The 24,087-nt window shown below is 33.8% G+C and carries 28 protein-coding genes and 1 pseudogene; 19 read left to right on the top strand and 10 right to left on the bottom strand.

Features of this window, described 5'->3' with window-relative positions; genetic code table 11:
* Window position 1 precedes the first annotated feature (1 nt).
* Both MHB70_RS12480 and MHB70_RS12475 read left to right on the top strand, forming a co-directional pair.
* On the top strand, window positions 2–538 hold the full coding sequence (locus tag MHB70_RS12480) for a hypothetical protein (protein ID WP_000440724.1): 537 nt from the start codon (window positions 2–4) through the stop codon (window positions 536–538).
* Between the two features lie 472 nt (window positions 539–1,010).
* A complete protein-coding gene (locus MHB70_RS12475) occupies window positions 1,011–2,378 on the top strand; it encodes a lytic polysaccharide monooxygenase (protein WP_001065212.1) in 1,368 nt (455 codons plus the stop codon).
* A 301-nt stretch (window positions 2,379–2,679) separates the two neighbouring features.
* Here the strand turns inward: MHB70_RS12475 and MHB70_RS12470 are convergent, their stop codons facing one another.
* From MHB70_RS12470 to MHB70_RS12450, 5 genes are all read right to left on the bottom strand, one after another.
* Window positions 2,680–3,144, bottom strand: coding sequence for a hypothetical protein (locus MHB70_RS12470; RefSeq protein WP_000024959.1), 465 nt, complete (start codon window positions 3,142–3,144; stop codon window positions 2,680–2,682).
* Between the two features lie 296 nt (window positions 3,145–3,440).
* The gene (gene exsF / locus MHB70_RS12465; protein ID WP_000953228.1) at window positions 3,441–3,944 is read right to left on the bottom strand and encodes an exosporium protein ExsF; all 504 of its coding nucleotides are present in this window, start codon (window positions 3,942–3,944) and stop codon (window positions 3,441–3,443) included.
* 652 nt (window positions 3,945–4,596) lie between these two features.
* Window positions 4,597–5,031 carry a GNAT family N-acetyltransferase gene (locus MHB70_RS12460; RefSeq protein ID WP_061529403.1) on the bottom strand — a complete coding sequence of 145 codons (435 nt, stop codon included), beginning with the start codon at window positions 5,029–5,031 and terminating at the stop codon, window positions 4,597–4,599.
* A 114-nt stretch (window positions 5,032–5,145) separates the two neighbouring features.
* Entirely contained in the window at window positions 5,146–5,808 is a 663-nt protein-coding gene (gene rpiA, locus MHB70_RS12455) for a ribose 5-phosphate isomerase A (RefSeq protein ID WP_001050008.1), read from the bottom strand.
* Between the two features lie 4 nt (window positions 5,809–5,812).
* Window positions 5,813–6,133: a 2Fe-2S iron-sulfur cluster-binding protein gene (locus tag MHB70_RS12450; protein ID WP_001125383.1), complete on the bottom strand. Its 321-nt coding sequence runs from the start codon at window positions 6,131–6,133 to the stop codon at window positions 5,813–5,815.
* Between the two features lie 143 nt (window positions 6,134–6,276).
* Between MHB70_RS12450 and MHB70_RS12445 the strand changes: the two genes are divergently transcribed.
* On the top strand, window positions 6,277–6,963 hold the full coding sequence (locus tag MHB70_RS12445) for an RNA polymerase subunit sigma-70 (protein ID WP_000337532.1): 687 nt from the start codon (window positions 6,277–6,279) through the stop codon (window positions 6,961–6,963).
* 21 nt (window positions 6,964–6,984) lie between these two features.
* Window positions 6,985–7,566 (top strand): ATP-dependent Clp endopeptidase proteolytic subunit ClpP, encoded by a 582-nt coding sequence (gene clpP / locus MHB70_RS12440; protein ID WP_000991620.1) that lies wholly within the window; start codon window positions 6,985–6,987, stop codon window positions 7,564–7,566.
* A gap of 44 nt (window positions 7,567–7,610) precedes the next feature.
* Here the strand turns inward: clpP and MHB70_RS12435 are convergent, their stop codons facing one another.
* Window positions 7,611–8,468, bottom strand: a complete 858-nt coding sequence (locus tag MHB70_RS12435; RefSeq protein ID WP_001227651.1) for a glycine betaine ABC transporter substrate-binding protein — start codon at window positions 8,466–8,468, stop codon at window positions 7,611–7,613.
* 171 nt (window positions 8,469–8,639) lie between these two features.
* On the opposite strand from MHB70_RS12435, the gene MHB70_RS12430 reads away from it, so the two are divergent.
* Together MHB70_RS12430 and MHB70_RS12425 are read left to right on the top strand one after the other, a co-directional pair.
* A complete protein-coding gene (locus tag MHB70_RS12430) occupies window positions 8,640–9,845 on the top strand; it encodes a quaternary amine ABC transporter ATP-binding protein (RefSeq protein ID WP_000370617.1) in 1,206 nt (401 codons plus the stop codon).
* On the top strand, window positions 9,838–10,674 hold the full coding sequence (locus MHB70_RS12425; protein ID WP_001084772.1) for an ABC transporter permease: 837 nt from the start codon (window positions 9,838–9,840) through the stop codon (window positions 10,672–10,674). The genes MHB70_RS12430 and MHB70_RS12425 overlap by 8 nt, the downstream gene beginning before the upstream one ends.
* Before the next feature lie 50 nt (window positions 10,675–10,724).
* Here the strand turns inward: MHB70_RS12425 and MHB70_RS12420 are convergent, their stop codons facing one another.
* On the bottom strand, window positions 10,725–10,961 hold the full coding sequence (locus MHB70_RS12420) for a hypothetical protein (protein WP_000283217.1): 237 nt from the start codon (window positions 10,959–10,961) through the stop codon (window positions 10,725–10,727).
* A 211-nt stretch (window positions 10,962–11,172) separates the two neighbouring features.
* Between MHB70_RS12420 and MHB70_RS12415 the strand changes: the two genes are divergently transcribed.
* The 4 genes from MHB70_RS12415 (at window position 11,173) to MHB70_RS12400 (ending at window position 13,420) form a co-directional block, all read left to right on the top strand.
* Window positions 11,173–11,349, top strand: a complete 177-nt coding sequence (locus MHB70_RS12415; RefSeq protein WP_001213777.1) for a hypothetical protein — start codon at window positions 11,173–11,175, stop codon at window positions 11,347–11,349.
* A 116-nt stretch (window positions 11,350–11,465) separates the two neighbouring features.
* On the top strand, window positions 11,466–11,951 hold the full coding sequence (locus MHB70_RS12410) for an HIT family protein (RefSeq protein ID WP_002093704.1): 486 nt from the start codon (window positions 11,466–11,468) through the stop codon (window positions 11,949–11,951).
* On the top strand, window positions 11,929–12,771 hold the full coding sequence (locus MHB70_RS12405; RefSeq protein ID WP_002093707.1) for a PP2C family serine/threonine-protein phosphatase: 843 nt from the start codon (window positions 11,929–11,931) through the stop codon (window positions 12,769–12,771). The genes MHB70_RS12410 and MHB70_RS12405 overlap by 23 nt, the downstream gene beginning before the upstream one ends.
* A gap of 265 nt (window positions 12,772–13,036) precedes the next feature.
* A complete protein-coding gene (locus tag MHB70_RS12400; protein ID WP_000528453.1) occupies window positions 13,037–13,420 on the top strand; it encodes a DUF4181 domain-containing protein in 384 nt (127 codons plus the stop codon).
* Between the two features lie 76 nt (window positions 13,421–13,496).
* Here the strand turns inward: MHB70_RS12400 and MHB70_RS12395 are convergent, their stop codons facing one another.
* Window positions 13,497–14,342 (bottom strand): oxidoreductase, encoded by an 846-nt coding sequence (locus MHB70_RS12395; RefSeq protein ID WP_001034821.1) that lies wholly within the window; start codon window positions 14,340–14,342, stop codon window positions 13,497–13,499.
* 209 nt (window positions 14,343–14,551) lie between these two features.
* Between MHB70_RS12395 and MHB70_RS12390 the strand changes: the two genes are divergently transcribed.
* The 5 genes and pseudogenes from MHB70_RS12390 to lpdA all read left to right on the top strand — a co-directional run bounded on the left by MHB70_RS12390 (window position 14,552) and on the right by lpdA (window position 19,880).
* Window positions 14,552–15,031 carry a DinB family protein gene (locus MHB70_RS12390; RefSeq protein WP_000233796.1) on the top strand — a complete coding sequence of 160 codons (480 nt, stop codon included), beginning with the start codon at window positions 14,552–14,554 and terminating at the stop codon, window positions 15,029–15,031.
* A 168-nt stretch (window positions 15,032–15,199) separates the two neighbouring features.
* Window positions 15,200–16,198 (top strand): acetoin:2,6-dichlorophenolindophenol oxidoreductase subunit alpha, encoded by a 999-nt coding sequence (gene acoA, locus MHB70_RS12385; RefSeq protein ID WP_061529404.1) that lies wholly within the window; start codon window positions 15,200–15,202, stop codon window positions 16,196–16,198.
* A 17-nt stretch (window positions 16,199–16,215) separates the two neighbouring features.
* The gene (gene acoB / locus MHB70_RS12380) at window positions 16,216–17,250 is read left to right on the top strand and encodes an acetoin:2,6-dichlorophenolindophenol oxidoreductase subunit beta (RefSeq protein ID WP_000198878.1); all 1,035 of its coding nucleotides are present in this window, start codon (window positions 16,216–16,218) and stop codon (window positions 17,248–17,250) included.
* Between the two features lie 27 nt (window positions 17,251–17,277).
* Window positions 17,278–18,480 (top strand): dihydrolipoamide acetyltransferase family protein, encoded by a 1,203-nt coding sequence (locus MHB70_RS12375; RefSeq protein WP_061529405.1) that lies wholly within the window; start codon window positions 17,278–17,280, stop codon window positions 18,478–18,480.
* A 15-nt stretch (window positions 18,481–18,495) separates the two neighbouring features.
* Window positions 18,496–19,880: pseudogene (gene lpdA, locus MHB70_RS12370) on the top strand (dihydrolipoyl dehydrogenase).
* Window positions 19,881–19,941: 61 nt separating this feature from the next.
* Here the strand turns inward: lpdA and MHB70_RS12365 are convergent.
* Window positions 19,942–20,535: a hypothetical protein gene (locus MHB70_RS12365; RefSeq protein ID WP_000914452.1), complete on the bottom strand. Its 594-nt coding sequence runs from the start codon at window positions 20,533–20,535 to the stop codon at window positions 19,942–19,944.
* A gap of 220 nt (window positions 20,536–20,755) precedes the next feature.
* Between MHB70_RS12365 and MHB70_RS12360 the strand changes: the two genes are divergently transcribed.
* On the top strand, window positions 20,756–21,388 hold the full coding sequence (locus MHB70_RS12360; RefSeq protein ID WP_000873423.1) for a DUF4085 family protein: 633 nt from the start codon (window positions 20,756–20,758) through the stop codon (window positions 21,386–21,388).
* A gap of 96 nt (window positions 21,389–21,484) precedes the next feature.
* Here MHB70_RS12360 and MHB70_RS12355 read toward each other — a convergent pair whose 3' ends face one another.
* Complete coding sequence (locus MHB70_RS12355) at window positions 21,485–21,982, bottom strand: hypothetical protein (protein ID WP_061529414.1); 498 nt, start codon at window positions 21,980–21,982, stop codon at window positions 21,485–21,487.
* A 250-nt stretch (window positions 21,983–22,232) separates the two neighbouring features.
* On the opposite strand from MHB70_RS12355, the gene MHB70_RS12350 reads away from it, so the two are divergent.
* Genes MHB70_RS12350 through MHB70_RS12340 form a run of 3 tightly spaced genes read left to right on the top strand, consistent with a single transcriptional unit; the run spans window position 22,233 to window position 23,922 of the window.
* The gene (locus tag MHB70_RS12350; protein ID WP_000493650.1) at window positions 22,233–23,018 is read left to right on the top strand and encodes a DeoR/GlpR family DNA-binding transcription regulator; all 786 of its coding nucleotides are present in this window, start codon (window positions 22,233–22,235) and stop codon (window positions 23,016–23,018) included.
* Window positions 23,015–23,611 (top strand): GNAT family N-acetyltransferase, encoded by a 597-nt coding sequence (locus tag MHB70_RS12345; RefSeq protein WP_000635700.1) that lies wholly within the window; start codon window positions 23,015–23,017, stop codon window positions 23,609–23,611. Before MHB70_RS12350 ends, MHB70_RS12345 begins: the two co-directional genes overlap by 4 nt.
* Window positions 23,584–23,922, top strand: coding sequence for an NIPSNAP family protein (locus MHB70_RS12340; RefSeq protein ID WP_000499990.1), 339 nt, complete (start codon window positions 23,584–23,586; stop codon window positions 23,920–23,922). Before MHB70_RS12345 ends, MHB70_RS12340 begins: the two co-directional genes overlap by 28 nt.
* Window positions 23,923–24,087: the final 165 nt, after the last annotated feature.

Below are 24,087 nucleotides of genomic sequence, written 5' to 3'. Positions count from 1 at the left end.
TATGGAAAGAATGAAAGTATTAAATGTGAATTTTGAAGATATGACAGCTACACCATTTTTTCAAGTGGAGGCAAAAAATAGAATTAGATTCGATATAGAATTATTTGAGGGGAATTTGAGAAAATTAAGAGGACTACTGACTGAACTTTTTAAAAGCCCCGATACAATTGACGTTTCATTTACTTCCGGTTATATAACATATGGTAAAAGTAAGAGAGTAAATGAGAAAACAAAAATTGGAAGGTTCATGAAGATTAAAAATTGGACCGAAACGCAAGTAGACGTTGATGATCTTGAAAGTACAATCATATTTACTACGATTAAAGGTGTCAATGAAGATGAAGTATATAAATATTGCAAGTATGTCGTTAGTGGTGGTCAGCAAGCGTATATTTCTTTTTATAACGATACTTATTTGCTGTATATAAGTACAGACGTAATTGACATTATTTCACCAGATACAAGTTTAATAGAAAAATTAAAAATCCAATACTATGAAGAGTATGACAAGTTTTATGAGACTATTTTGAAACATTAAGGATTATTCGCAATACATAAGTAATTTCACGTACCCAATAGAGATATATATTGAATATGGAAATGGAAGGGTGTTTCAAAAAATTTAATCTCACATTACTATGCATATCAAGTTGATTAAGAAATATTTCGAGAAGACTTGGTGCAATCCATCCGCTTATACAAAATGCTTTTATATGGCCTTTTTTTACAAGATTTATAATTGCTATTGCGAACTTTTACTTTATAATTTTAAGATGTAGTTTTATGTGTTAGTAATAATTTCACTGTTTCTGCACAACTTCTGCACGTGTTTAGGTAATTTCTATGTCATGATATATTCAGTAAGTGAAATATATCACATGGAATGAAATATTTCTTTACTACGGTGTATGCATAACTTATGCATACATCACTACAATATTGTCTCGTGTTATTCTTTTACATCAAAGCCCACATTACACTACGAAGTATAACAAGAAGGGGACATGAACATGAATAATCGAATTTTAAAACATCTACAGAACATGAAAATGAACAAAAAAAGTCTAGGAGCTGTTGCATTAACAGCGGGAATTATCGGCACGACACTTATTCCTCAAAATGCTTACGCGCATGGTTTTGTTGAAAAGCCTGGCAGCCGTTCCGCTTTATGTAGTCCAACTTATGGTGCACTAAATGTAAACTGCGGAAGTGTTATGTATGAACCACAAAGCTTAGAAGCACCAAAAGGATTCCCGCAAGCTGGTCCAGTTGATGGACAAATCGCTTCTGCAGGCGGAAAATTTGGTGGTATTTTGGATCAACAAACAGCGGATCGTTGGTTTAAAAATACAATCACTGGCGGAGAAAATACGTTTACTTGGAAGTTTACAGCGCCACATTTAACAAGCAAATGGCACTACTACATTACTAAAATAGGCTGGAATCCAAATAAAGCACTAACAAGAGCAGACTTTGAGCCAATTGGAACTGTACAACATGATGGTTCCGCAGCTTCAAATAATGTAGCACACAAAATCAATGTACCTACGGATCGTAGTGGCTACCATGTGATTTTAGCTGTATGGGATGTAGCTGATACAGCAAATGCGTTCTATAATGTAATTGATGTAAATCTCATCAATAATGTGAAACCAGACACAGAAGCGCCAAGTATTCCAAATGGAATTCAGACACAAAAAGTAACAGCGAATAGTATAGAACTAACATGGAACACTTCTACGGATAATGTAGGAGTAAAAGGGTATCAAATCTTCCGTAACGGAGAGATGATTGACACCGTACCAGGCACTCATTTTATTGATAAGAAATTACAACCAAGTACAGAATACTCTTATACTGTAAAAGCAATTGACGCAGCTGGCAATGTATCGAAAGAAAGTACAGCGCTTACAGCAAAAACAACAGTTGAGGCTCCTGATACAGAAGCACCAACACAACCAAAAGGATTACATAGTATGGGAACGACAGCGTCAAGTGTGGACCTAATGTGGAGTCCATCTGACGATAATGTTGGTGTAGACCATTACGATATTTATAGAGAAATAGAAGGAACAATGAAAAAAATCGCAACATCTAATACGACTTCTTATATGGATAATAATTTACTCGCTAATAAGACTTATAAATATGTAGTGAAAGCTGTTGATGTAGCTGGAAATGAATCCGTACAAAGTGATATATTCACAATTACTACAAAAACTGAAAGCGTTTCATATGGAGAGTGGGATGCAAAGAAAGCGTATAAAAAGGGTGATAGAGTCCTATACGAAGGAAAAGTGTATGAAGCCGTACAAAATCATCAAGGAAATGGGGATCCAAACTGGATTTATGCTTTATCCTTATGGAGAGCAGTGTAAGTTTTACCTCAAAATGAAATAAAAGATAATGGGCTTTGATGCAAAAAAAGGAAGCTTGAGAATTCACTTTTCTGCTTATAAAAAAGACGACGTATTCAGCGTCGTCTTTTTTATAAATTTTACTTTCCTCCATTAAATGATGATAAGTCCCGTAATTAAACAAAAGCGTTAATATAATAAAAAAGGAGAAATGAGAAATGTATAGAAAAATCGTTGAGTATGATTCTAAAATGTTTTTAAAAATGTGGTGAGTGAAAAAAAGAACCCTTTATAAAAGGGGTTCTTCTGGTGAGTGAATCTATTAATTGCAATCTTGATAATATTCATCACATGAATCGTTATTCTCGTTACAGCAAATACAAAATGTTTTTTGGACAAATAAACTAACTATACTAGTAGAACCTTCCTGTTTTGTAAGAGTAAGACTTTGAAAATCTTCAACTTGAAATATTTTTGTTTGAACAGGTTGTAATGTTGTAGTAATTGGGCGGCTAGATTTTCTTGTGAGAATAGTTACTTGAACGGGTGCACTCATGCCGACGACGAATAACTGAATTAATGTTTTATTATGATTGTTTGTAAAATCCTCGAATACAGTTTGTGGAGCAGTGGTTTCAAGGAAAACAGATACAGGTATATTTCCATTTGCATTTTCTGCAGAACCAGCAATTGTATGGGTTTCAATAAAACAGTTATTTTTTTGATCGTCCGAATGTGATTGTTTTTTATAATATTTTTTACCATCTTTATAAAAATAATTTGCCATACTTATGTTACTCTCCTTTCTTTGAGATATCAATATATATTATTAAACAAAAGGAAAAAGTGCTTGTACAAAAGGTTAACATCCGCTATCGTAAATAATTGAAAACGCTATTTGATATGTATATAATTTGAGAATGTTTTAGTTTTTAAGTAAAAATAAAGCACACATTAAAGTGTGCTCCTATGAAAGCTTTAAATTTGTATGACTAAATAGTCACCATACAATAAAATATGCTTATTTAATATAAATGTGTGTCGAATCTATAATAATATATTTCGGCTCACATTGCGTTTTTATTACCGAATTTGTGCAACCGTTAACGCTGCCGAACGAATGTCTACAGTACCAATTACTTCAACGGGTACAATTTGAATTAAATCACCAGGGTTTAAGTTAATGAGAATGACACCACTGGATACATCAACTTCACCAGTGCCAAAAATATTAGAACGGACTGCGGTTCCAGATCCTGCAATAATATTAGTTGATGAGTTTAGTGTCAAGAAAAATCGTGCTGCTTCCGGTGCTACGGGAACATTATCAAGGCTAATTGTTAGTGTATAACTAATTTGATATATACCAGCTATTTGAATTCTAATACCAGTTCCAATACTAATTGTATCATTTATTACGGGAACGGTAATATTAGGATTTGGCCCTGTACTAGGTAATAGTAGTGGGGTGAATAATGTTGCAAATTGAGGTGAAGTAGCATTGAAAGCAAAACCAAGGGCAGGTAGTGTACTAGGGGCTTGTGCACCACAATTAAAGTGCGTGAATTTACGACTAGATGAGAGCATATTTTCACTCCTTTCTTTCATTTAGATAACGTAAGTAATAATCTCACGTTTTGGACAAGCATAATACAATATATGAAAATTTATAGTACAAAGTGCAGAAGTGTTACTATTACGGATAATTTTTAATTTTATATAGAAAAAAAGCAGCTAGCCGAATTAGCAAACTACTTGGTAGGTTTTTAAAGAGAAAACAGGAGAATATTGACGGGATATAGATCTTTATTCAGAGGGTTCAAATACCATTAAAGAAAAAAATATAGCATACCGCATTCCAAATCATGCAATCTAAATAATTGTAAAGGTTATATATTATAAAAACTATATAAATAGTCCTCTTGAAAAATTTTGAAATTGGCCAGCAATACAGGGGTAGGTGTAATAGTATCAATTTTTAATTTTATATAGAAGTCACTATTAGGTACATGAATGTATGACTCTCAATACATGGGGATTAAATTTTTTGTACAAGAATTTCATCTTGCGGGTCGTTGGTTTTAATAACTCGAAAGCGGTAGGAACATTATACTGCCAGCAAATTGAAGGTTTATAGATATGATATTAGAATATCCACCAAAAATAATTCAAAACGAATAAGATACAAAAAAGGTTACTATAAGAATACTTCATGTAAATTCATATAGTAACCTTTCTATTATGATAATACTTTCGTCATAAGTATATGTGGAATGCCATCTTCCATAAATACATTGGAAGAAGTTTGATAGTTTAATTTTTTATAAAATCCTTCAGCTTGTGTTTGCCCGTGTAGTTTCACTTTTGTAGCTTTTTTACTACGGGCAATTTCTTCTAACGTTTGAATAATTACTTTACCTAATCCGTATGTACGATAATCTTTTAAAATACAAATGCGTTCTAATTTTCCGGCACCATCAACAAATCGTATACGACCTGTACCTACAGGAAGTTCATTATAATAAACTAAAATATGTTTACATTCTTCACCAATTTCATCAAATGTATCGAATTCATCTTCAAGAGGAACACCTTGTTCTTTTACAAATACTTCTTTTCGAATGTGAAAGGCAGTTTCTAAATCTGTAAGTTTTGTTATGAGTTTGGATTGCAAATTGTTCAGTCCTTTCTAGTGTAATCAGTTTTTGTTTTCATAGTATATCATAATAAATAGCTATAAAGAGAAGAAGAAAATAATAAAAAGCCGACTTTAAAAAGTCAGCTTTCATTATAGTTCCTTTATCCCGTTTTTAGTACCGATAATCGCTTTCCTTGTCATATTTATAAACAATCCTGAATCAACTACACCAGTAATCATTTTTAATTGTTCGTGTAAATTAGCAGGGTTAGATATATGATTAGGAAATATACAATCGATAATCATGTTATTATTATCGGTAATAAAGGTTTCATTATTTTTTATACGTAACGTTGTTTGACACCCTAAAGATTGAACTTTACTTTCGGTTTGTTTCCATGAAAAAGGGATAATTTCAACAGGCAATGGGAAATTACCTAAACGAGCCACAAGTTTTGATTCATCAGCAATAATAATGAGTTCTTTAGAGGAGGAGGCAACAATTTTCTCACGAAGTAATGCGCCACCGCCGCCTTTTATGAGCTGTAAATCGGAATCAATTTCATCCGCTCCATCAATTGTAAGATCAAGACTTTGTACGTCGTTTAAAGAAATCAGGGGGATGTTTAGTTGCTTTGCTAAAGCTTCAGTTTCCTTTGATGTTGGAACAGCTTGAAAGTATAGTCCTTCTTGTACAAGTTGACCTAATTTTTGTATCGTCCAATATACGGTAGATCCTGTACCTAGTCCAATGTTCATTCCATCTTTTACAAAGTTAGCAGCATATTCGCCAACAAGTTGTTTTAAATTCATCATTTTACTCCGCTGGGCGTGGACCGGCAGCTAATCCTGAATTTTCAACTGTAAGTACCGGACGAACGACTATATCTTTATGTACACGCATTTGACAAGATAATCGTAAATGATCTTCAATCCCTTTTTCTGTCATCGCATTTTTTTCATTCGCACTCGCTTCACAGAAATCACCCGCTATAATTTCTACTCTACAAGTTGTGCAACGTGCATTTCCACCACAACGATGAAGAATGTTTACACCGTTATCTTCAATTGCTAATACTAACTTTGTTCCTTCTTTCACATCAAAAGTGCCAGCACCTTCAATTGTTAATTTTGGCAAATTTGTTCCTCCTCACGTAAAATTGTACATAACATATTTATGACCGCGAATTATTGAACATAAACATTATTTTTTTATAAGTCCCGTAACTTTTTCGTTTCATCAATCGTTTATTAAGTAAGCGCTGAAAAGGAGTGGTTATTTTGTGCACAAAAGTAACGCAATTGTTTAAGAAACATATCGATATGAATCATTCAAATATAAATTTTTTGATTGAAAATTATGCAGAGTTAAAAAGGTATTGTACGTTTTTAACGAAAAACAGATGGGATGGGGAAGATCTCGCCCAAGAAACAGTTTGTAAAGTTCTTCAAAAATATAGTAATAAAGATATTTGCATGACACTTGTATATAAAATAGCTAGAAATCGTTGGTTAGACCAGATAAAGTCAAAATCAGTTCATGAAAAAATAAGGGAACAAGTTACTTTCGAAGAACCACATGAAAAAATTGCAGATTTGCATGAAATGGTAGGGAAAGTATTATCTTCATTAAATGTACAACAATCCACAATTTTATTATTAAAGGATGTTTTTCAATATAGTATCGCTGATATCGCTAAAGTATGTTCTGTATCGGAAGGAGCAGTGAAAGCTTCTTTATTTCGGAGTAGAAATAGGCTGAAAACTGTAAGTGAAGAAGGGCTTGAAATCGTTGAATTCACAGAAGATATTGATATTGTTGTAACGTCTATTCGTGAAGAAAGGCCGGAATTGTTAACTAAGCTTCTTCCAACAATAGATTTTACGAAGTTACCAACTAAACAACCTGTCTTATTATTCAGTGCGAAAAACTCTTCTTCCTACAGTTGTATGCTTTGTGCGGCATAACAATTATTGGAGGGATTTAAAATGAATGCAATTCCATATGTAGTAGAGCAAACGAAATTAGGAGAACGTTCCTATGATATATATTCAAGGTTATTAAAAGACCGAATTATTATTATCGGTTCAGAAATTAACGATCAAGTAGCGAGTAGTGTTGTAGCTCAATTATTATTTCTAGAAGCGGAAGATGCAGAGAAAGATATATATTTATACATTAATAGCCCAGGCGGATCAACGACAGCAGGTTTTGCAATATTAGATACAATGAACTTAATTAAACCAGACGTGCAAACACTTTGTATGGGATTTGCAGCATCATTTGGTGCGTTGTTACTCTTATCAGGTGCAAAAGGAAAACGATTTGCATTGCCTAACAGTGAAATTATGATTCATCAACCGCTTGGTGGTGCGCAAGGGCAGGCAACTGAAATCGAAATAACAGCAAAAAGAATTTTAAAGCTAAAGCATGATATTAATAAAATGATTGCAGAAAAAACAGGGCAACCGATTGAAAGGGTAGCACATGATACAGAAAGAGATTATTTTATGACTGCAGAAGAAGCGAAGGAATATGGGATTGTAGATGATGTTGTTACGAAAAAATAAGATAAAACAGGCTAGAGAATATGCGAATTCTCTAGCCTGTTTTATTAATCTTTTATCCATTCATCAACTAACGATTGATTCTTTTCAATCCATTTTCGTGCTGCTTCTTCTGGATCTTTCGTTTTATTTAGCATGACCATTAATGTACCAAGCTGCTCATCGTTCATTTTCCATTTATCAAAGTATTTCACAATATCCGGATGATCTTTTTCGAAACCTTTACGAACGGAGTAATAAATGTCATCTTTTTCACCATATACTTTCTTAGGGTCTTTTAAATATTTTAAATCAAATTCTGAAAAACCCCAATGAGGATTCCAAAGCGTAACAGCGATTGGTTTCTTTTTCGTATATGCCTTTTTTAATTCACTCATCATCGCAGCTTCTGAAGATTGGACAAGTTTTAGTTTAATATCATATTCCTTCATCGCCTTATTTGTTAAATTCATTAGGCTGCTGCCAGGTTCGATTCCGACAATTTTGTTATCTAGTTCATCTTTATGTGCATTTAAATCCTCGATACTGTTTATGTTTTTCAAATAAGAAGGAACGACAAGGCCAAGCCCTGTACCTTCATACCATTTTGATTTTAAGACAATGTCATTTTTATATCGATCATTTAATGGTTTATCCGTAACAGGCAGCCATACTTCTAAATTTGCATCAACATCACCACGAGCGACACCAGTCCAAATTGCCGCTTTTTCTAAATACATGAGTTCAACTTTGTAGCCTTTTTGTTCTAATAACACTTTCCACATGTTTGCAGTTGCAATATTTTCTTTCCAACTTGTTACACCAAGTTTAATTTTCCCTTTCGAATTTGCATTTGTTGCATTACATGAGGTGAAAATCATAGTAATAAATAATGCAAGGCATATAAGCCATATTTTCTTTCTCATTGAAAACCTCCTAAGAAACGTTTGCCTTTTTAAATAAATGTATAAGTAAGCATTCTTATTATGAACGGAAACGAGAATTTTAAAGAAATCTTATGAATGTCATTTTTATGTAATATTTCTTTGTAAAATCGCAACACTATGTAAATAGATGGGTAGAAAAGGAGTAGTGACATGGATAATACAAAGGTGCGTGTTGAAAACGTAACAAAAGTATTTGGGAAACACCCGCAAAGAGCCCTTTCTTTATTAAAAGAAGGAAAAAGCAAATCCGAAATTTTAAAAGAGACCGGAATGAATGTTGGTGTGAAAAAGGCAACGTTTGAAGTATACACCGGAGAAATTTTCGTTATTATGGGTTTATCCGGTAGCGGGAAATCAACGCTAGTTCGAATGCTAAATCAATTAATCAAACCGACAGCGGGGCATATATACATAGATGGTGAAGACATCGCAACGATGGGAAAAGAAGAATTACGAAGAGTAAGAAGAACGAAAATGAGTATGGTGTTTCAGAAGTTTGCTCTATTTCCGCATCGTACTGTTTTACAAAATGTTGCATACGGATTAGAAATACAAGGAGTTCCAGTAGAGGAACGAGAGAAAAAAGCGTTAGAGTCACTTAAGTTAGTGGGACTCGATCATCATAAAGACAATTATCCAAGTCAACTTAGTGGTGGGATGCAACAGCGAGTTGGTATTGCGAGAGCGCTTACGAATGATCCGGATGTTTTACTTATGGATGAATCATTTAGTGCATTAGATCCGCTTATTCGAAAAGAAATGCAAGATGAATTGTTAGAGCTACAAGATAAAATGGAGAAAACAATAATATTTATTACTCATGATTTAGATGAAGCACTTCGAATTGGAGATCGTATTGCATTAATGAAAGATGGAGAAATTGTTCAAATTGGAACGCCTGAAGAAATTATGATGAGCCCTGCTAATGAATTTGTAGAGAAATTTGTTGCGGATGTGAATTTAGGAAAAGTAATTACGGCGGAGTCTATATTAAAACGACCGGAGACTTTATTAATTGACCGTGGACCTCGTGTGGCACTGCAAATTATGAGAAATGCGGGCGTTTCTACAGTATATGTTGTAAACAAAAAGTATGAGTTTTTAGGTATATTAACCGCAGATGATGCAAGTAAAGCAGTACAAAAACAGTGGCCGATTGCTGATTTATTACTTAACGATATTCCGCACGTTTATTTAGATACTTTACTTGAAGAGACGTATGCAAAAATGGCAGAGATGAAATATCCGTTACCCGTTATTGATGAGAAGAAAAGGTTAAGAGGAATTATTAAACGTGAAAGTGTCATTCAAGCTCTTGCAGGTAACATTGAGGAAGAGGTGAAAGACGATGAATAGTATACCGCGTATTCCATTAGGGGAATGGGTCGACTCGTTTGTTGCAAGTTTATATGAGAACTTTGAAGGCTTGTTCCGAGGATTCTCTTATATTATCGGTGGATTCGTTGATTTACTCACTAATTTTTTAACAATAATACCAGCTATATTGATGATTATTATACTATGTTTCCTCATTTGGTACACAACGAGAAAATTATCTTTAGTTATTTTTACACTCATCGGATTGTTATTTATTTTAAATATTAACTATTGGGCACAAACGATGCAAACATTAGCGCTCGTACTTACGTCTGTTATTATTTCGATTATTGTCGGAATTCCAATCGGTATTTTAGCATCTCAAAATGAGCGTTTCTCAAAGTTTTTAAAACCAACATTAGATTTTATGCAAACAATGCCCGCATTCGTATATCTCATACCAGCGATTACATTTTTCGGAGTAGGTGTAGTACCTGGCATAATTGCATCAGTAATCTTTGCGATGCCACCAACAATCAGATTTACAGACTTAGGAATTAGACAAGTTCCGGAAGATTTAATTGAAGCAGCGAATGCATTTGGATCCACAGCATCACAAAAACTATTTAAAGTACAATTACCACTCGCAACTGGGACGATCATGGCCGGAGTGAATCAAAGTATTATGCTTTCGTTATCGATGGTTGTAACAGCGTCACTTGTAGGAGCACCAGGACTAGGAGTAGATGTGTACCGTTCTGTAACACAAGTTAATATCGGAATGGGATTTGAAGCGGGACTAGCCATTGTTGTCATCGCGATTATATTAGACCGCATTACACAAGGATTTCACCAAAAAAGAAAATAACAAAAAAAAACACACTTTATTATACAAAGTGTGTTTTTTGTTCGAAAAGATTACATACGAACAATAACAGAACCGCCAGCTGGTGCACAAACTTGATTTTTTTCTTGTTCCATTGATTTTATTAATTGATTATTTTCTTCGATTAATGAGATTAATTTCGCTAATTGGCTTTCAAGACTTGCGATGCGCTGCATCATATATTGAGAATCGTGATGCAGTGTATTTCTTACGGGATGGGGGGAGTAAGCATATTGTTGATTTATATTTGGATTCCAATGAGGATACATTTGAATCGTTCCTCCTTCAATGAATAACTGATCTTTCTTATAGTAAATGCCTATGTAGATGTAATGGTGACTTGAAAATTCTTTCATATAAAGAGGATTAAATAGGGGGAATGGAAAAGTAATAAAGTACATTTTTTGGAAATTTTCAAGTGGGATAGAAAATATATTAGGAAATAGCAACATTCATGTAAATATTATATTGGGAGAAATGATGAGAGGAGATGCTATTTTGGCTAATAATAAAAAAAGAAATAATGCAATGACAATTGGTGTCGCTATAGGCGTTGTAATCGGCGTAGTACCTGGCTTATTTACTGATAATGTAGTAATTGGAATTGCGATTGGGATTGTAATTGGAATGGGGATTGCGGTTTTGAAGAAGGAATGAGGTGCAAATTATTAAAATGAAATAATGTAAAAATTCCTAATTAAAAAGATTGAATTTTCGGAATAAAAAACCTGTTTTTTCCTTTTTTTATGATATTATATATAAAAAGGATGGTGATGGATATGTCAATATACAATCCAGCAGAACAAAACTGCTTCATTTGTGAAAAACATAAAGGAAACATTATAGTTCCAGGTGACGCTATTTATGAAGACGATCTTATATACGTTGGACATGTCCATTGGGATACAGAAGAAACATATCTCGGTTACGTAATGATTGATATAAAAAGACATGTACCTGGTCTTGCTGAATTAAATGAAGATGAGGCGAAAGCATTTGGACTTATAACAAGTAGAATAAGTAAAGCGCTAACAGAAAACGAAGGTGCAGAACATATTTACACGTTTGTTTCGGGTAATGGTGTACCGCATTTACATATGCATATTATTCCCCGTTATCCGGATACACCAAGAGAATTTTGGTCGCCTACTGAAGTAGCAAATTGGACTGGTGCACCATATGGAGGTTCTGAAGAAATTAAAAAACTATGTGAAAGAATACGAAAGTATATGGTAAATGAGTATGCATACAACAAATAATAACCAATATTCATGGGTTGGAAATACGGAAATGTGTTTAGGGGAAATCTCAGTTAAGCAATATGATGACATTGTACTTGGTAAATACGGTGGGAATATAAGTGCCGGAGCAAAAAAGAATGAAGACGGTGCGTTAGTTTGGTCAAATGATGATTGGGAATTTGCAGCTATTTTAGACGGGCATAATAGCGCAGAAAGTGTTGATTTAGTTATACATACAATCGAAAAAGAATATGAAAATATAAAAATAATGATGAATGAACGAATTGAAACAGTTTTTCAATCAGTTGCAAATCATATACTTACAATTTTTCAATCCTCCTCATTTAAAGAAAAGTGCAAAAGAGTTAAAGGTGAAACAGCTTTTTTACTATGTGTAAGAAAAGAAAACTATATATGGTGGCTATCTATTGGAGACTGTCTCGTTTATGTATTTCATGATGAATTACATAAATTAGGGCAATACGCACTAAATCAACGTCATTTTTACGAATGGATTGGCAATGTAAATACATTTGAATTACCTGTACCTTGCTATTCATCAGGAATTCGTGAATTACGTACTGGCAACAATCGAATTGTAATGGTGACAGATGGGGTATTAGAATGTGGGGAACGTCGTTATGAAACGCCATTAAATCTGTATAACGATATGAATGAAAATAAGATAGAGCTTAAAGAAAATGTTCACAATGTTTTAGAACACGTGCATCATCAATTGGGGAGAGATAGTGCAACAATTATTAGTTGGGATGTTGAAAATAAAAAGAATGCTACGTATCCGAGTGATCAGCCGGAGAAAATGAAAGTAAGAAAATAAAAGGAGGGGGGTCCGTCAATTATAAAAATGGCTCTATTAATTTTATAGGTACTATCCATATTCGCTTATGAAAGAATAGCAAGAAAAAAGTTAAACATCCTGAAACAAAAAGGATGAGAAATAGATTGTTGTTGTACAATACATAAAACATGTCTTGATAAAACTACTACTTAAGCATAAAGAAAATGAAAACATTATCGAAACATGGAAAAATTATATAGTCTACTTTATTAAAAATATAATTAATTTAATAGGAGGGAATGCAATGGGCAACTCTACTATTTGGATTATAGTTATTAGTATGATAATTGGAGGATATTTTTTAGAAAAGTTTTTAAGAAGAAAATTAAATATGCCAAAGGGCAATGTTTGGATATATAAGCATGTAAATAGTTTACATGTAAAATTAGAAATAGGTCTTTTTATCGTATATCTTATATTAAGTTTTATTTATCTGTTCAAAGCAGAAAATGCTAATATAGGAATTGTTGTACTTATTTATTTTGGAGCAATTTCCTTATTACGCGTATGGATGGAATGGAAGTATAACAGAGAGACAAAGGAATATATTCTTTCTATAATTGGATTCTTTGCATTTGTTTTTATGGTTTCAATGTTGTTTTATTTTGATCCTCTTTCTACATATTGATATCGTTTGGGTTTTTAATGATGAATATTTAATAAGAGTAGCTACCATTATTTATCTTGATAGTTACTCTTTTTATTTACATCTTCCTAAAACTCCTCAAAACAAGAAATTCCCACAATCTCCAAGGAAGAATCTTCTTCGCAAAAATCATAAATTTTACACCTTTTCCAATTGGATATCGTAATTTAGTACGCTTTGCTTCAGCAATTTCAACGATTTTATTAGCAACATCTATCGGATTACCAAATGTATCACTACCGCTATTAATATGTTTTTGTATTTTATCCATATATTCTTTGTAAGGAGATGTTGTACCAGATTGGTTTTCAGCTAGTTGTTTACCAACCTCCCATATGTTTGTGTTATAAGAACCTGGTTCAAGTAAAGCAACATCAATTCCGAAAGGTTTTACTTCTAAGCGAAGGGATTCACTCCAGCCTTCTAATGCATATTTTGAAGATACATAAGGAGATAAACCAGGGAATCCAACTTGGCCGCTAATGCTGCTTATATTAATGATTTTTCCACTTTTTTGTTCTCTCATATATGGTAAAACAAGCTGAGTGATTGATATAGCGCCAAAAAGATTCGTTTCAAATTGTTTACGATATTCCTCTACTAGAATTTCTTCTACAAATCCTCCATTTGCATATCCTGCATTGTTTATAAGGAGGTCTACTCTATTAATTTCTTTTAAAAACACTTGGAAGTTATGTATAGAGTTTTGATTTGTTACATCTAATTGTTGAATTTTTATGTTTTGTTGTAAGTTTAGTTTAGTAGCTTGAGATAGTAAGTTTACTTGTTTTTCAAGGTTTCGCATTGTAGCAATGACAATATAGTCTTTTTTTGCTAGTTCAAGTGTCGTTAATAGTCCGAATCCACTTGATGCTCCTGTAATAACCGCGATTTTTTTATTCATTGGTCGCTCGCTTTCTTTTTCTTTTATCATAACGAGTTATAGGAATAAAATCTATTAATGATACATGTTGTTTTAATAAGATTATATGATAAAGTGCTTTAGTTTCTTCATTTATATATGTATTGGAATGATTTAAAAAGGGAATTGTGTAGACTCAGCGTATATAGAGAAGTAAGTATTATATAAGCCAATGAAATGAGGGGAAAAAAATGGTCCATGTGAAAGACGTATTAGCAGATCAGTTGTTAGCAAATGCGAATGATCCTAGTTGGTATATGCCATTTTCAGATGCAGTGAAGGATTTATCAGAGAGAGAAGCTTTCTGGAAACCGAATGAAGAGAGTAATAGTATAGCAGAAATTGTACAACATTTACTGTATTGGAACTCAACGTGGCAAACTAGGTATAAAGAATCAAATGTTAATGCGGTACCCGCTATTGGTGACAATAACAAAAGCTTTATGCTATCAGATAATCAAACATTCGAAGAGTTAAGGGGAAAATTATTAGAGAAATTGTTGCAATGGCAAAATCTCATTAATGAAGACAAGGTTGAAAGTGATGTAGTTGGATTTCCTGTATCCGCGAAGTGGTGGGAAGTGCTAGGTAATGTAACTACTCATAATGCGTATCATATTGGTCAAATTATTTACATCCGGAAACTACAAAAAAGTTTTGATAGTGAATAAGCGAATGATTCTCTAGTAAGGTGAACAAGAGTGGACAAAACGAGACAGCTGTCTCGCTTTGTCCACTTTTTTATTTTTAAAAAGAAGAGAAAGTCTATTAAATCAAGGTTAGAATTTGGCACGCTTCTTGCAATATAATAGATGAACAAGAAAATAGGAGGGCTGGACATGTTAAAAACAACTGAAAGTAAAGGGAATGAAATTACGAAAGAACAAGCTCGCTGGATGTATGAAAAAATGTTAGAGATTCGTAAATTTGAAGATAAGGTACATGAATTGTTCGCGCAAGGTGTTTTACCAGGTTTCGTTCATTTATATGCTGGAGAAGAAGCGGTAGCAGTTGGTGTATGTGCCCACTTAACGGATAGTGACAGTATTACAAGTACACATAGAGGTCACGGACATTGTATTGCAAAAGGTTGTGATTTAAATGGTATGATGGCTGAACTTTTCGGGAAAGCGACAGGATTATGTAAAGGTAAAGGCGGTTCCATGCATATTGCCGATTTAGATAAAGGAATGCTTGGTGCGAATGGCATTGTAGGCGGGGGTTTCCCACTTGCTTGCGGTTCAGCATTAACAGCTAAATATAAAGGAACGAAAGATGTAAGTGTTTGCTTCTTCGGTGACGGAGCAAATAATGAAGGAACATTCCATGAAGGGGTTAATTTAGCGGCGATTTGGAAGTTACCAGTTATTTTTATCGCTGAAAATAATGGTTACGGTGAAGCAACTACATTTGAATATGCTTCAAGTTGTGATTCTATTGCTGATCGTGCAAAAGCATATAACATTCCGGGAGTTCAAGTAGATGGAAAAGATTTACTAGCGGTATATAAAGCAGCGGAAGAGGCTGTTGAACGTGCACGTAATGGCGGTGGCCCAACTTTAATTGAATGTATGACATATCGTAATTACGGCCATTTCGAAGGGGAAGCACAAACGTATAAAACCTCAGAAGAAAAAGAAGAACATTTAAATGAAAAAGATGCGATTGTGAATTTCCGTAAGCATTTAATTCATGAAGGTTTATTAACGGAATCTAAACTTGTTGATATGGAAAAAGCAGTAGACGAAGCAGTGCAACGATCAATTGATTTTAGTGAAAATAGTCCATATCCAGAGGATGAAGAATTATTAAAAGATGTATACGTTTCTTACAAATAAGAGGAGGGGGAAAAATAATGACTAGAACAGTAAGTATGTCAACTGCTATCAATGAAGCGATGAAAATATCAATGCACCGTGATGAAAATGTAATTTTAATAGGTGAAGACGTTGCGGGTGGTGCACAAGTTGATCATTTGCAAGATGATGAAGCGTGGGGCGGTGTTCTTGGCGTTACGAAAGGGCTTGTACAAGAATTTGGCCGAAATCGTATTTTAGATACACCAATTTCTGAAGCTGGTTATATGGGAGCTGCGATGGCAGCGGCGGCAACGGGATTACGTCCGATCGCTGAATTAATGTTTAATGATTTTATCGGTAGTTGTCTTGATCAAGTTTTAAACCAAGGTGCAAAATTCCGTTACATGTTTGGTGGAAAAGCAAAAGTACCAGTTACAATTCGAACGATGCATGGTGCTGGATTTAGCGCAGCAGCTCAGCATTCTCAAAGTTTATACGCGTTATTTACGAGCATTCCAGGTATTAAAGTTATCGTTCCGTCCACCCCGTATGATGCAAAAGGCTTATTATTAGCGGCAATTGAAGATGATGATCCAGTAATCTTCTTTGAAGATAAAACACTTTACAATATGAAAGGTGAAGTGCCAGAAGGATATTATACAATTCCTTTAGGAAAAGCAGATATTAAACGGGAAGGCTCTCATATAACGATTGTCGCAATTGGGAAGCAAGTTCATACTGCGCTTGCGGCTGCGGAGCAATTATCGAAAAAAGGACTTGAGGTAGAAGTTATTGATCCACGCTCTTTATCACCGCTTGACGAAGATACAATTTTAGCATCTGTTGAAAAAACAAATCGTCTTATCGTTATTGATGAAGCAAACCCAAGATGTAGTATCGCAACAGACATTGCAGCAATTGTAGCGGATAAAGGGTTCGATTTATTAGATGCACCTATTAAACGAATTACAGCACCACATACACCAGTTCCGTTCTCACCACCACTTGAAAAACTATATTTACCAACGCCAGAGAAAGTAATTGAAACTGTATCAGAAATGATTGGGGACCGTTCTTTATTGAATGTGTAATGAAACGATGAGAAGGGAGAGAGAAATATGGCTGTAGAAGTTGTAATGCCGAAATTAGGAATGGCGATGAAAGAAGGTATTATTACGAGTTGGAATATTAAAGCTGGTGATAATGTAGCAAAAGGTGAATTAATTGCTAGTATTAATTCTGAAAAAATCGAAACAGAAATAGAAGCACCCGCTGATGGAATGGTACTGGATATAACTGTAAGTGAAGATGAAGGAGTTCCACCTGGTACTGTAGTATGTTACATCGGAAAACCAAATGAACAGGTATCGGTAAATGAAACCGTAAATGCTACAGAAGAATCAATACCGAAAGTAGAACCTCAAAATGTACAACATCCTGAACCGTACGCGGAAGAAAGATCAAAGAAACAAAGAATAAAAATATCTCCTGTAGCAAAGAAAATGGCAACAGTTGAAAATATTGGAATTTCCACATTAATAGGAACAGGTCCTGGTGGGAGAATTACAAAGGTAGATGTATTAAAAGTACTTGAAGAAAAAGTTGCTACCCCAGAAACGTTTGTAAAAGAAGAAAGTAAAGTAATTCCTGTTACCGGTATGCGGAAAGAGATCGCAAATCGGATGCAAGCAAGCCTCCAAAATACCGCACAATTGACATTAACGATGAAAGTAGATGTTACGGATTTAGTTGCTTTACATAAAGAAATAGCGGAAGTTGTACAAAAACGGTACGATAACAAACTAACCATTACTGATTTGGTTTCTCGTGCTGTTGTATTAGCGCTTCAGGAGCATAAGGAAATGAACAGTGCTTATATAGATGATGCAATCCATCAATTTGAACATGTTCATTTAGGTATGGCAGTAGCGTTAGAAAACGGCTTAGTCGTTCCGGCTATTCGCTTTGCAAATAATCTATCTTTAGTAGAGTTATCTAAAGAGATTAAAAATGTGGCACAAAAGGCACGAGCAGGTAGTTTAAATAGTGATAATATGCAAGGAACGACATTTACAATTAGTAATTTAGGAAGCTTTGGTATCGAATATTTTACGCCAGTATTAAATACACCTGAAACTGGTATTTTAGGTGTAGGTGCAATTGAACATGTTCCAGTATATAAAGGAAAGAAAATAAAAAAAGGTAGTATGTTACCTTTAAGTTTAACATTTGATCATCGTGTACTAGACGGTGTACCAGCAGCTGCATTTTTACGCACAATTAAACAATACTTAGAAGAACCGGTAACAATTCTTTTATAAAGAGAAGGTGGGAGAATGAATAAATTAGTAGTTATTGGAGGCGGACCCGCTGGATATGTGGCGGCAATTACCGCAGCTCAAACTGGGAAAGATGTTACTCTTATTGATGAAGCTGATCTTGGTGGAACTTGTTTAAATGTCGGGTGCATGCCTACGAAATCTTTGTTAGAAAGTGCTGAAGTATACAATATTGTTAATCATGCGCAACGTTTTGGTGTATTAGTAGATAAGCAAAGTATATCAATTGATTGGAATCAAATACAGACCAAAAAATCACAAATTGTTGTGCAGCTCGTACAAGGAATACAATATTTAATGAAGAAAAATAAAATTAAAGTTATAAAGGGGAAAGGGAAATTTGAAACGGATCATCGTCTGCGAGTTATGCAGGGGAATAAGGAAGCGATAGTGGTTGGAGAACAATTCATTATTGCGGCAGGTTCAGAACCTACTGAATTACCTTTTGCTCCATTCGACAGGAAATGGATTTTAAATAGTAGTCATGCGATGTCTCTTGAAAACATACCAGCTTCATTACTTATTGTTGGCGGTGGCGTAATAGGTTGCGAATTTGCCAGTATATATAGTCGTCTTGGAACGAAAGTAATGATTGTTGAAATGGCACCGCAATTACTACCTGGTGAGGATGAAGATATCGCAAGCATTTTAAGAGAGAAACTAGAAAAAGATGGTGTAGAAATTTTCACAGGAGCAGCTTTAAAAGGATTAAACAATTATAAGAAACAGGCTTCGTTTGAATACGAAGGAAGTATGCACGAAGTAACTCCAGAATTTGTTCTCGTTTCTGTTGGTAGAAAACCTCGTGTGCAAGATTTAGGATTAGAAAAAGCTGGAGTTCAATTTTCAAATAAAGGGATTACTGTAAATGAGCATATGCAAACGAACGTATCACATATTTACGCAGCCGGTGATATTATTGGAGGAATACAGCTTGCTCACGTAGCCTTTCATGAAGGAACGACAGCGGCATTACATGCGAGCGGAGAAGATGTGAAAGTAAACTATCGTGCTGTGCCTCGTTGTATATACACAGCTCCAGAAATAGCTAGCCTAGCGTCGGTTTAAGTGAAAAAGGTGCAAGAGAACAATATGGTGATATTATTATCGGAGAATTTCCTTTTACAGCGAATGGAAAAGCTCTTATTTTAGGAGAACAAATGGGGAAAGTAAAAGTCATTGTGGAACCTAAATATCAAGAAATTGTAGGGATTTCTATTATCGGTCCTCGTGCAACTGAACTAATTGGTCAAGGCACCGTAATGATTCATACAGAAGTTACCGCTGATATTATGAGAGGTTATATTGCAGCACATCCAACTTTATCTGAGGCAATTCATGAAGCTTTATTGCAGGCGATAGGACATGCTGTACATGCTTAAATGAAAATATAATAAACCACTATTCTCTAAATGAATGAGAGAATAGTGGTTTGAATTTTTACTATTTAATTTCAATAGCTGAAGTTATATCGTTCCAATCAGGAGCTAAATTAGCAGTTTTACCATACCAATCAGCGTGTTTAAATAAAACACCTTTTCCATATCCTTGTGTAGAAGTATGCTCCCAAAGTGTCGTTGAATAACTTGCAGAAGGTGACGCTGTACTTACAGAAGAAATTCTGTCGTTCCAGCTAGATGGTAAGTTTTTAAAGCCGCTACTCCAGTAAATATATTGGCCACCTTTATCTTTATGTTCATAAAAATCAGTACTACCAGCACCACTACCTAAAGGATTAATTTTATTTTTAAGTACTTTTTTATCCTTTTCAATATAAGCATCCAATGTTTCTCTACTAGTAAAACCATAAGCTAGCCAATCTCCATTTTCATTTTGCTCTGGTAATACCATAGTAATTTGGATGTCTTTCTTATCCTGATCACTTAATTTTGCAAATGAAGTAACATTCTGTTCATCCACTTTTAAATAATCAAATGACTTAATTGTGTTACCTTTTTCTTCAGCACTTGCTACGCCTAGTCCGCCAGTTAATGCAAAACCCGCTACTAATGTTCCTGCTACTAATTTCTTCAACATATAACCATCCCTTTTTGTTTAGATTTTTGTACAGGTGAATCTTGTACAACTAAAATGTATTCTAATTTATTATTTTTGTAAATATTCTGAAGTTTTAGAAAAAATAGGCGGAATATTTACATTTTTACATTTTTTTTTTAGAAAAAATGATTATTGGAATGATATAATAAGCGGATACATTGCTTTTCTTGGATGATAAAATGTTTTAGGAGAGATGTAATTGAAATATTTCACAAAAGATTGGTATAAAGAAATGCAAATTTCAGGATTTGTGCATTTCATAGAGTCAATAGAAGAATGGAAAGACATAGATCCCGATTATATACAAAGTTTGAAAGACGAAGTAGAAGAAAGGAAAGAAGATTTATTACACTATCTTCCTGAAACACTACATCCATACATTCATAACAACATGTTTGATTCAGTATATCTACCTAATGAATTAAAGAAACTTTTGTTAGAGTGGACAGCAGATTATGAGGCAAGAATGGCACAATTAGATCAATCATACTTAAAACATTTTAATTCCATTAAGAAAAAACTTCCGTCTCATGTTGCTCAGCTACATGAGATGTCACTACATGATAGTGTGATTAAAGTAGTAAAGAGAAAATCAGAAGATACTTTGTCTATCGTATTAGATTGCAGTGGTACTTTTAGTGAATTTGATAAACTTGAAGTAACTTTTATAGGAGTAACCAAGTGTTCTATGCCAGAAAACTTTGAAAGTGCTTGGTGGCTATATCATGAAATAGCTCTTACTGAAGATGGTTTTGAACTAGGTGTTTTATTTGACTGTCCATTTAGAGAAGTGACGATTTGGGCAGCAGATGTATTCCTTGAGAAAAAATGATTAAGTTACATGTATATTAACTAATAATAAAGAGAGTTCCTTTAGATGGTATTTACAAGTTCAACAATAAAAAAACAGTCAATAAAGACTGTTTTTTTATTTTGATGCTAGATTCCCAAGCTTCCAATATGTATTTGTTAATGGAGCAACTTTACTATCAATATACAAATACATGTTATTTAAGTCTTTAGGAGAAGTTTTCATTTCAAATACAACGTCAGTAGTTAAAGAAAATTTGTGTGGAACATTTTTATAGTGCTCGTCATCTATCGGATGAGCTTCACTTTCATATTTCTGACCAGTTTTTTCATCTTGTATGAAATATTTTATTTTCGAAAGATCAATAGTTTGTCCATCGTCTCGAACATTATTAATCATAACACGAGTAGTAAGGCGCCACTCTTTGTCTATTTTTTCAAATTTTGCATTTTCAACTGTTGCTCTATAGTATTCGTTTTTAACTATTTCTCCATAGTGCATTGCATTCTTTTCGAGAGCGCTCTTTTCTTGTTTTGGTGTAGTATTGCTATTACATCCTGTTAATATTCCTGTAAATAATAATGCTGTACATGTCGTTTTGATTAATGATTTCATAGTAATTCCTTTCTGTATTAAAAAGTAAAACATAGGAATAATTTTACATGAATAAGGAAATAAATAGAAGTCTTTTAGTAGAATATACAAATGTGCATTTATTTTATGTAAAGTTAACAAAATAGAAAAAGAGAGAAAACCTGCATAAAGACGGAAGAAAAAGGATTGAAAATATTGTGAAACGGAAGAAACGTGCATATAATTAACATAAAGTTCAAATTTCTGAATCTTCAATAACGGTGGTGATAACATGTTTACTGAAGAACGTCGGGAGAAAATTTTAGAACTACTTAGTACAGATGGAAGAGTAATCGTAAAAGATCTTGCGGAAAGATTTGATATGTCTATTGATTCTATAAGAAGAGATTTGTCTATTATGGAAAAGGATGGTTTATTAAAAAGAACGCACGGAGGTGCAATTGAACTTACGCGAGTGAGAAACTTAGCTGCGGAACCAGCTAAACGTTATAGTGATAGCTCAATATATGAGGACACAATTGCAAGAGTTGCGGTATCTTATATAAAAGAAGGTGATTCAATTTTTATTGGTGGGGCTTCCGTTCATAATGCGATGCTGAAATATTTACCGGAAGTATCATTTACGGTTATTACGAATTCTATAGAAATAGCTGGTTATCTACGAGAATATAAGAATATTGATACGTATTTAATTGGCGGAAAAGTAAAACCTTCAGGGAATATTACTGATACACTTGCCTCTGAATTGATAAGTAGATTTTCTATTGATCTTTATTTCTCTACAGGTGGAGGCATTTCATTACAAGGTATTAGTACTGCAACACCTGAAGTTGCTTATTTTAGTAAAAGAGTAAGTGAAATTGCTAGAAGAAATATTTGTTTAGTTCCGCATAATAAACTTGGAATAGATTGTTTTATAAGAGGAGAGTCTCTAAAAGAAATTGACATTATTATAACTGACGAAGAGGCTAGTAAAGAAACTGTTCAGGACTTTGAGAAACAAGGTAAACAAGTTGTAATAGCGCCATTATATTCATTTGAAAGGAGTTTGACATGATTGTAAAAGAGCAAAAGTTTCATATAAATGGATTAACTTATACAATTCGTTCTGCAGCTGAGAAAGATGCTGAGCAGTTATCGAAAATTAGAGTTCAGATTGATGGAGAAACTGAAAATATGGATAGAGATGCTGGAGAGGGATTTATAGATAATCTAGGGTTTCAAAAAATAATAAAAACAGATATTGAAGAGACGAAGAATCTCTTTTTAGTTGTAGAAGTGCACAATCGAATTGTTGGATTTTCAAGATGTGAAGGATCAAATTTTAAGAGATTATCTCATAAAGTGGAGTTTGGCGTTTGTATTTTAAAAGAGTTTTGGGGATATAGAATGGGTAAGAGCCTATTACAACAATCTATTAAATGGGCTGACGAAAATGCAGTAAATAAAATATCTTTACAAGTATTAGAGACAAACGAGAAAGCTATTCATCTTTATAAAAAATTAGGTTTTGAAGTAGAAGGCATTTTGAAAAATGACAAAAGACTATCGGATGGAAAGTATTATAATACGGTAGTGATGGGAAGGTTTACTGATACTTTTCATAAAAGAGGTGAAGAAGTATGTTTTACAGAAGGAAGTACTATGTAGTGAAAAATGAATTCATAGAAGTATTTAATGATCATTTCAATAACACAAACTTACCTAATCAATTAAAGCATGGTTCTAGGCTAATAGGACGCTGGATGAAAGATAATAAGAATGGTACGTCTGAAGTATTTGCCATATGGGAATATGATAGTTATGAACAGTATAAAGAAATAGAATCGAAAATTAGAAGTGACGAGAGGCATGTTAGAAGAATACATGAATGGTATGAAAACCATGGCGGGAAAGAATATGTTTTACAGGAGTACATAGTAGAGATGAAAAATGAAGAGTTAGTATGTACTGTAAAGTAACAGAGGGGTGAGGGATAATAGAAATTAAAACAAAATTATATTTTAGTTTAGCATCCACTATTTTCTTTGCAGCCGTGATTGTTTTCTTTATAAATGGTAATCCACAAAAATGGTTTTGGTTATGTATTTTCTTTGCGTCCATTATACAAAATATAGTGCTACTAA

The sequence above is a fragment of the Bacillus sp. FSL M7-1020 genome, assembly GCF_038050415.1.
GTDB lineage: Bacteria > Bacillota > Bacilli > Bacillales > Bacillaceae_G > Bacillus_A > Bacillus_A toyonensis.
The sequence above is the reverse complement of the archived record's forward strand: the minus strand, read 5'-3'. Positions and strand labels throughout refer to the sequence as shown.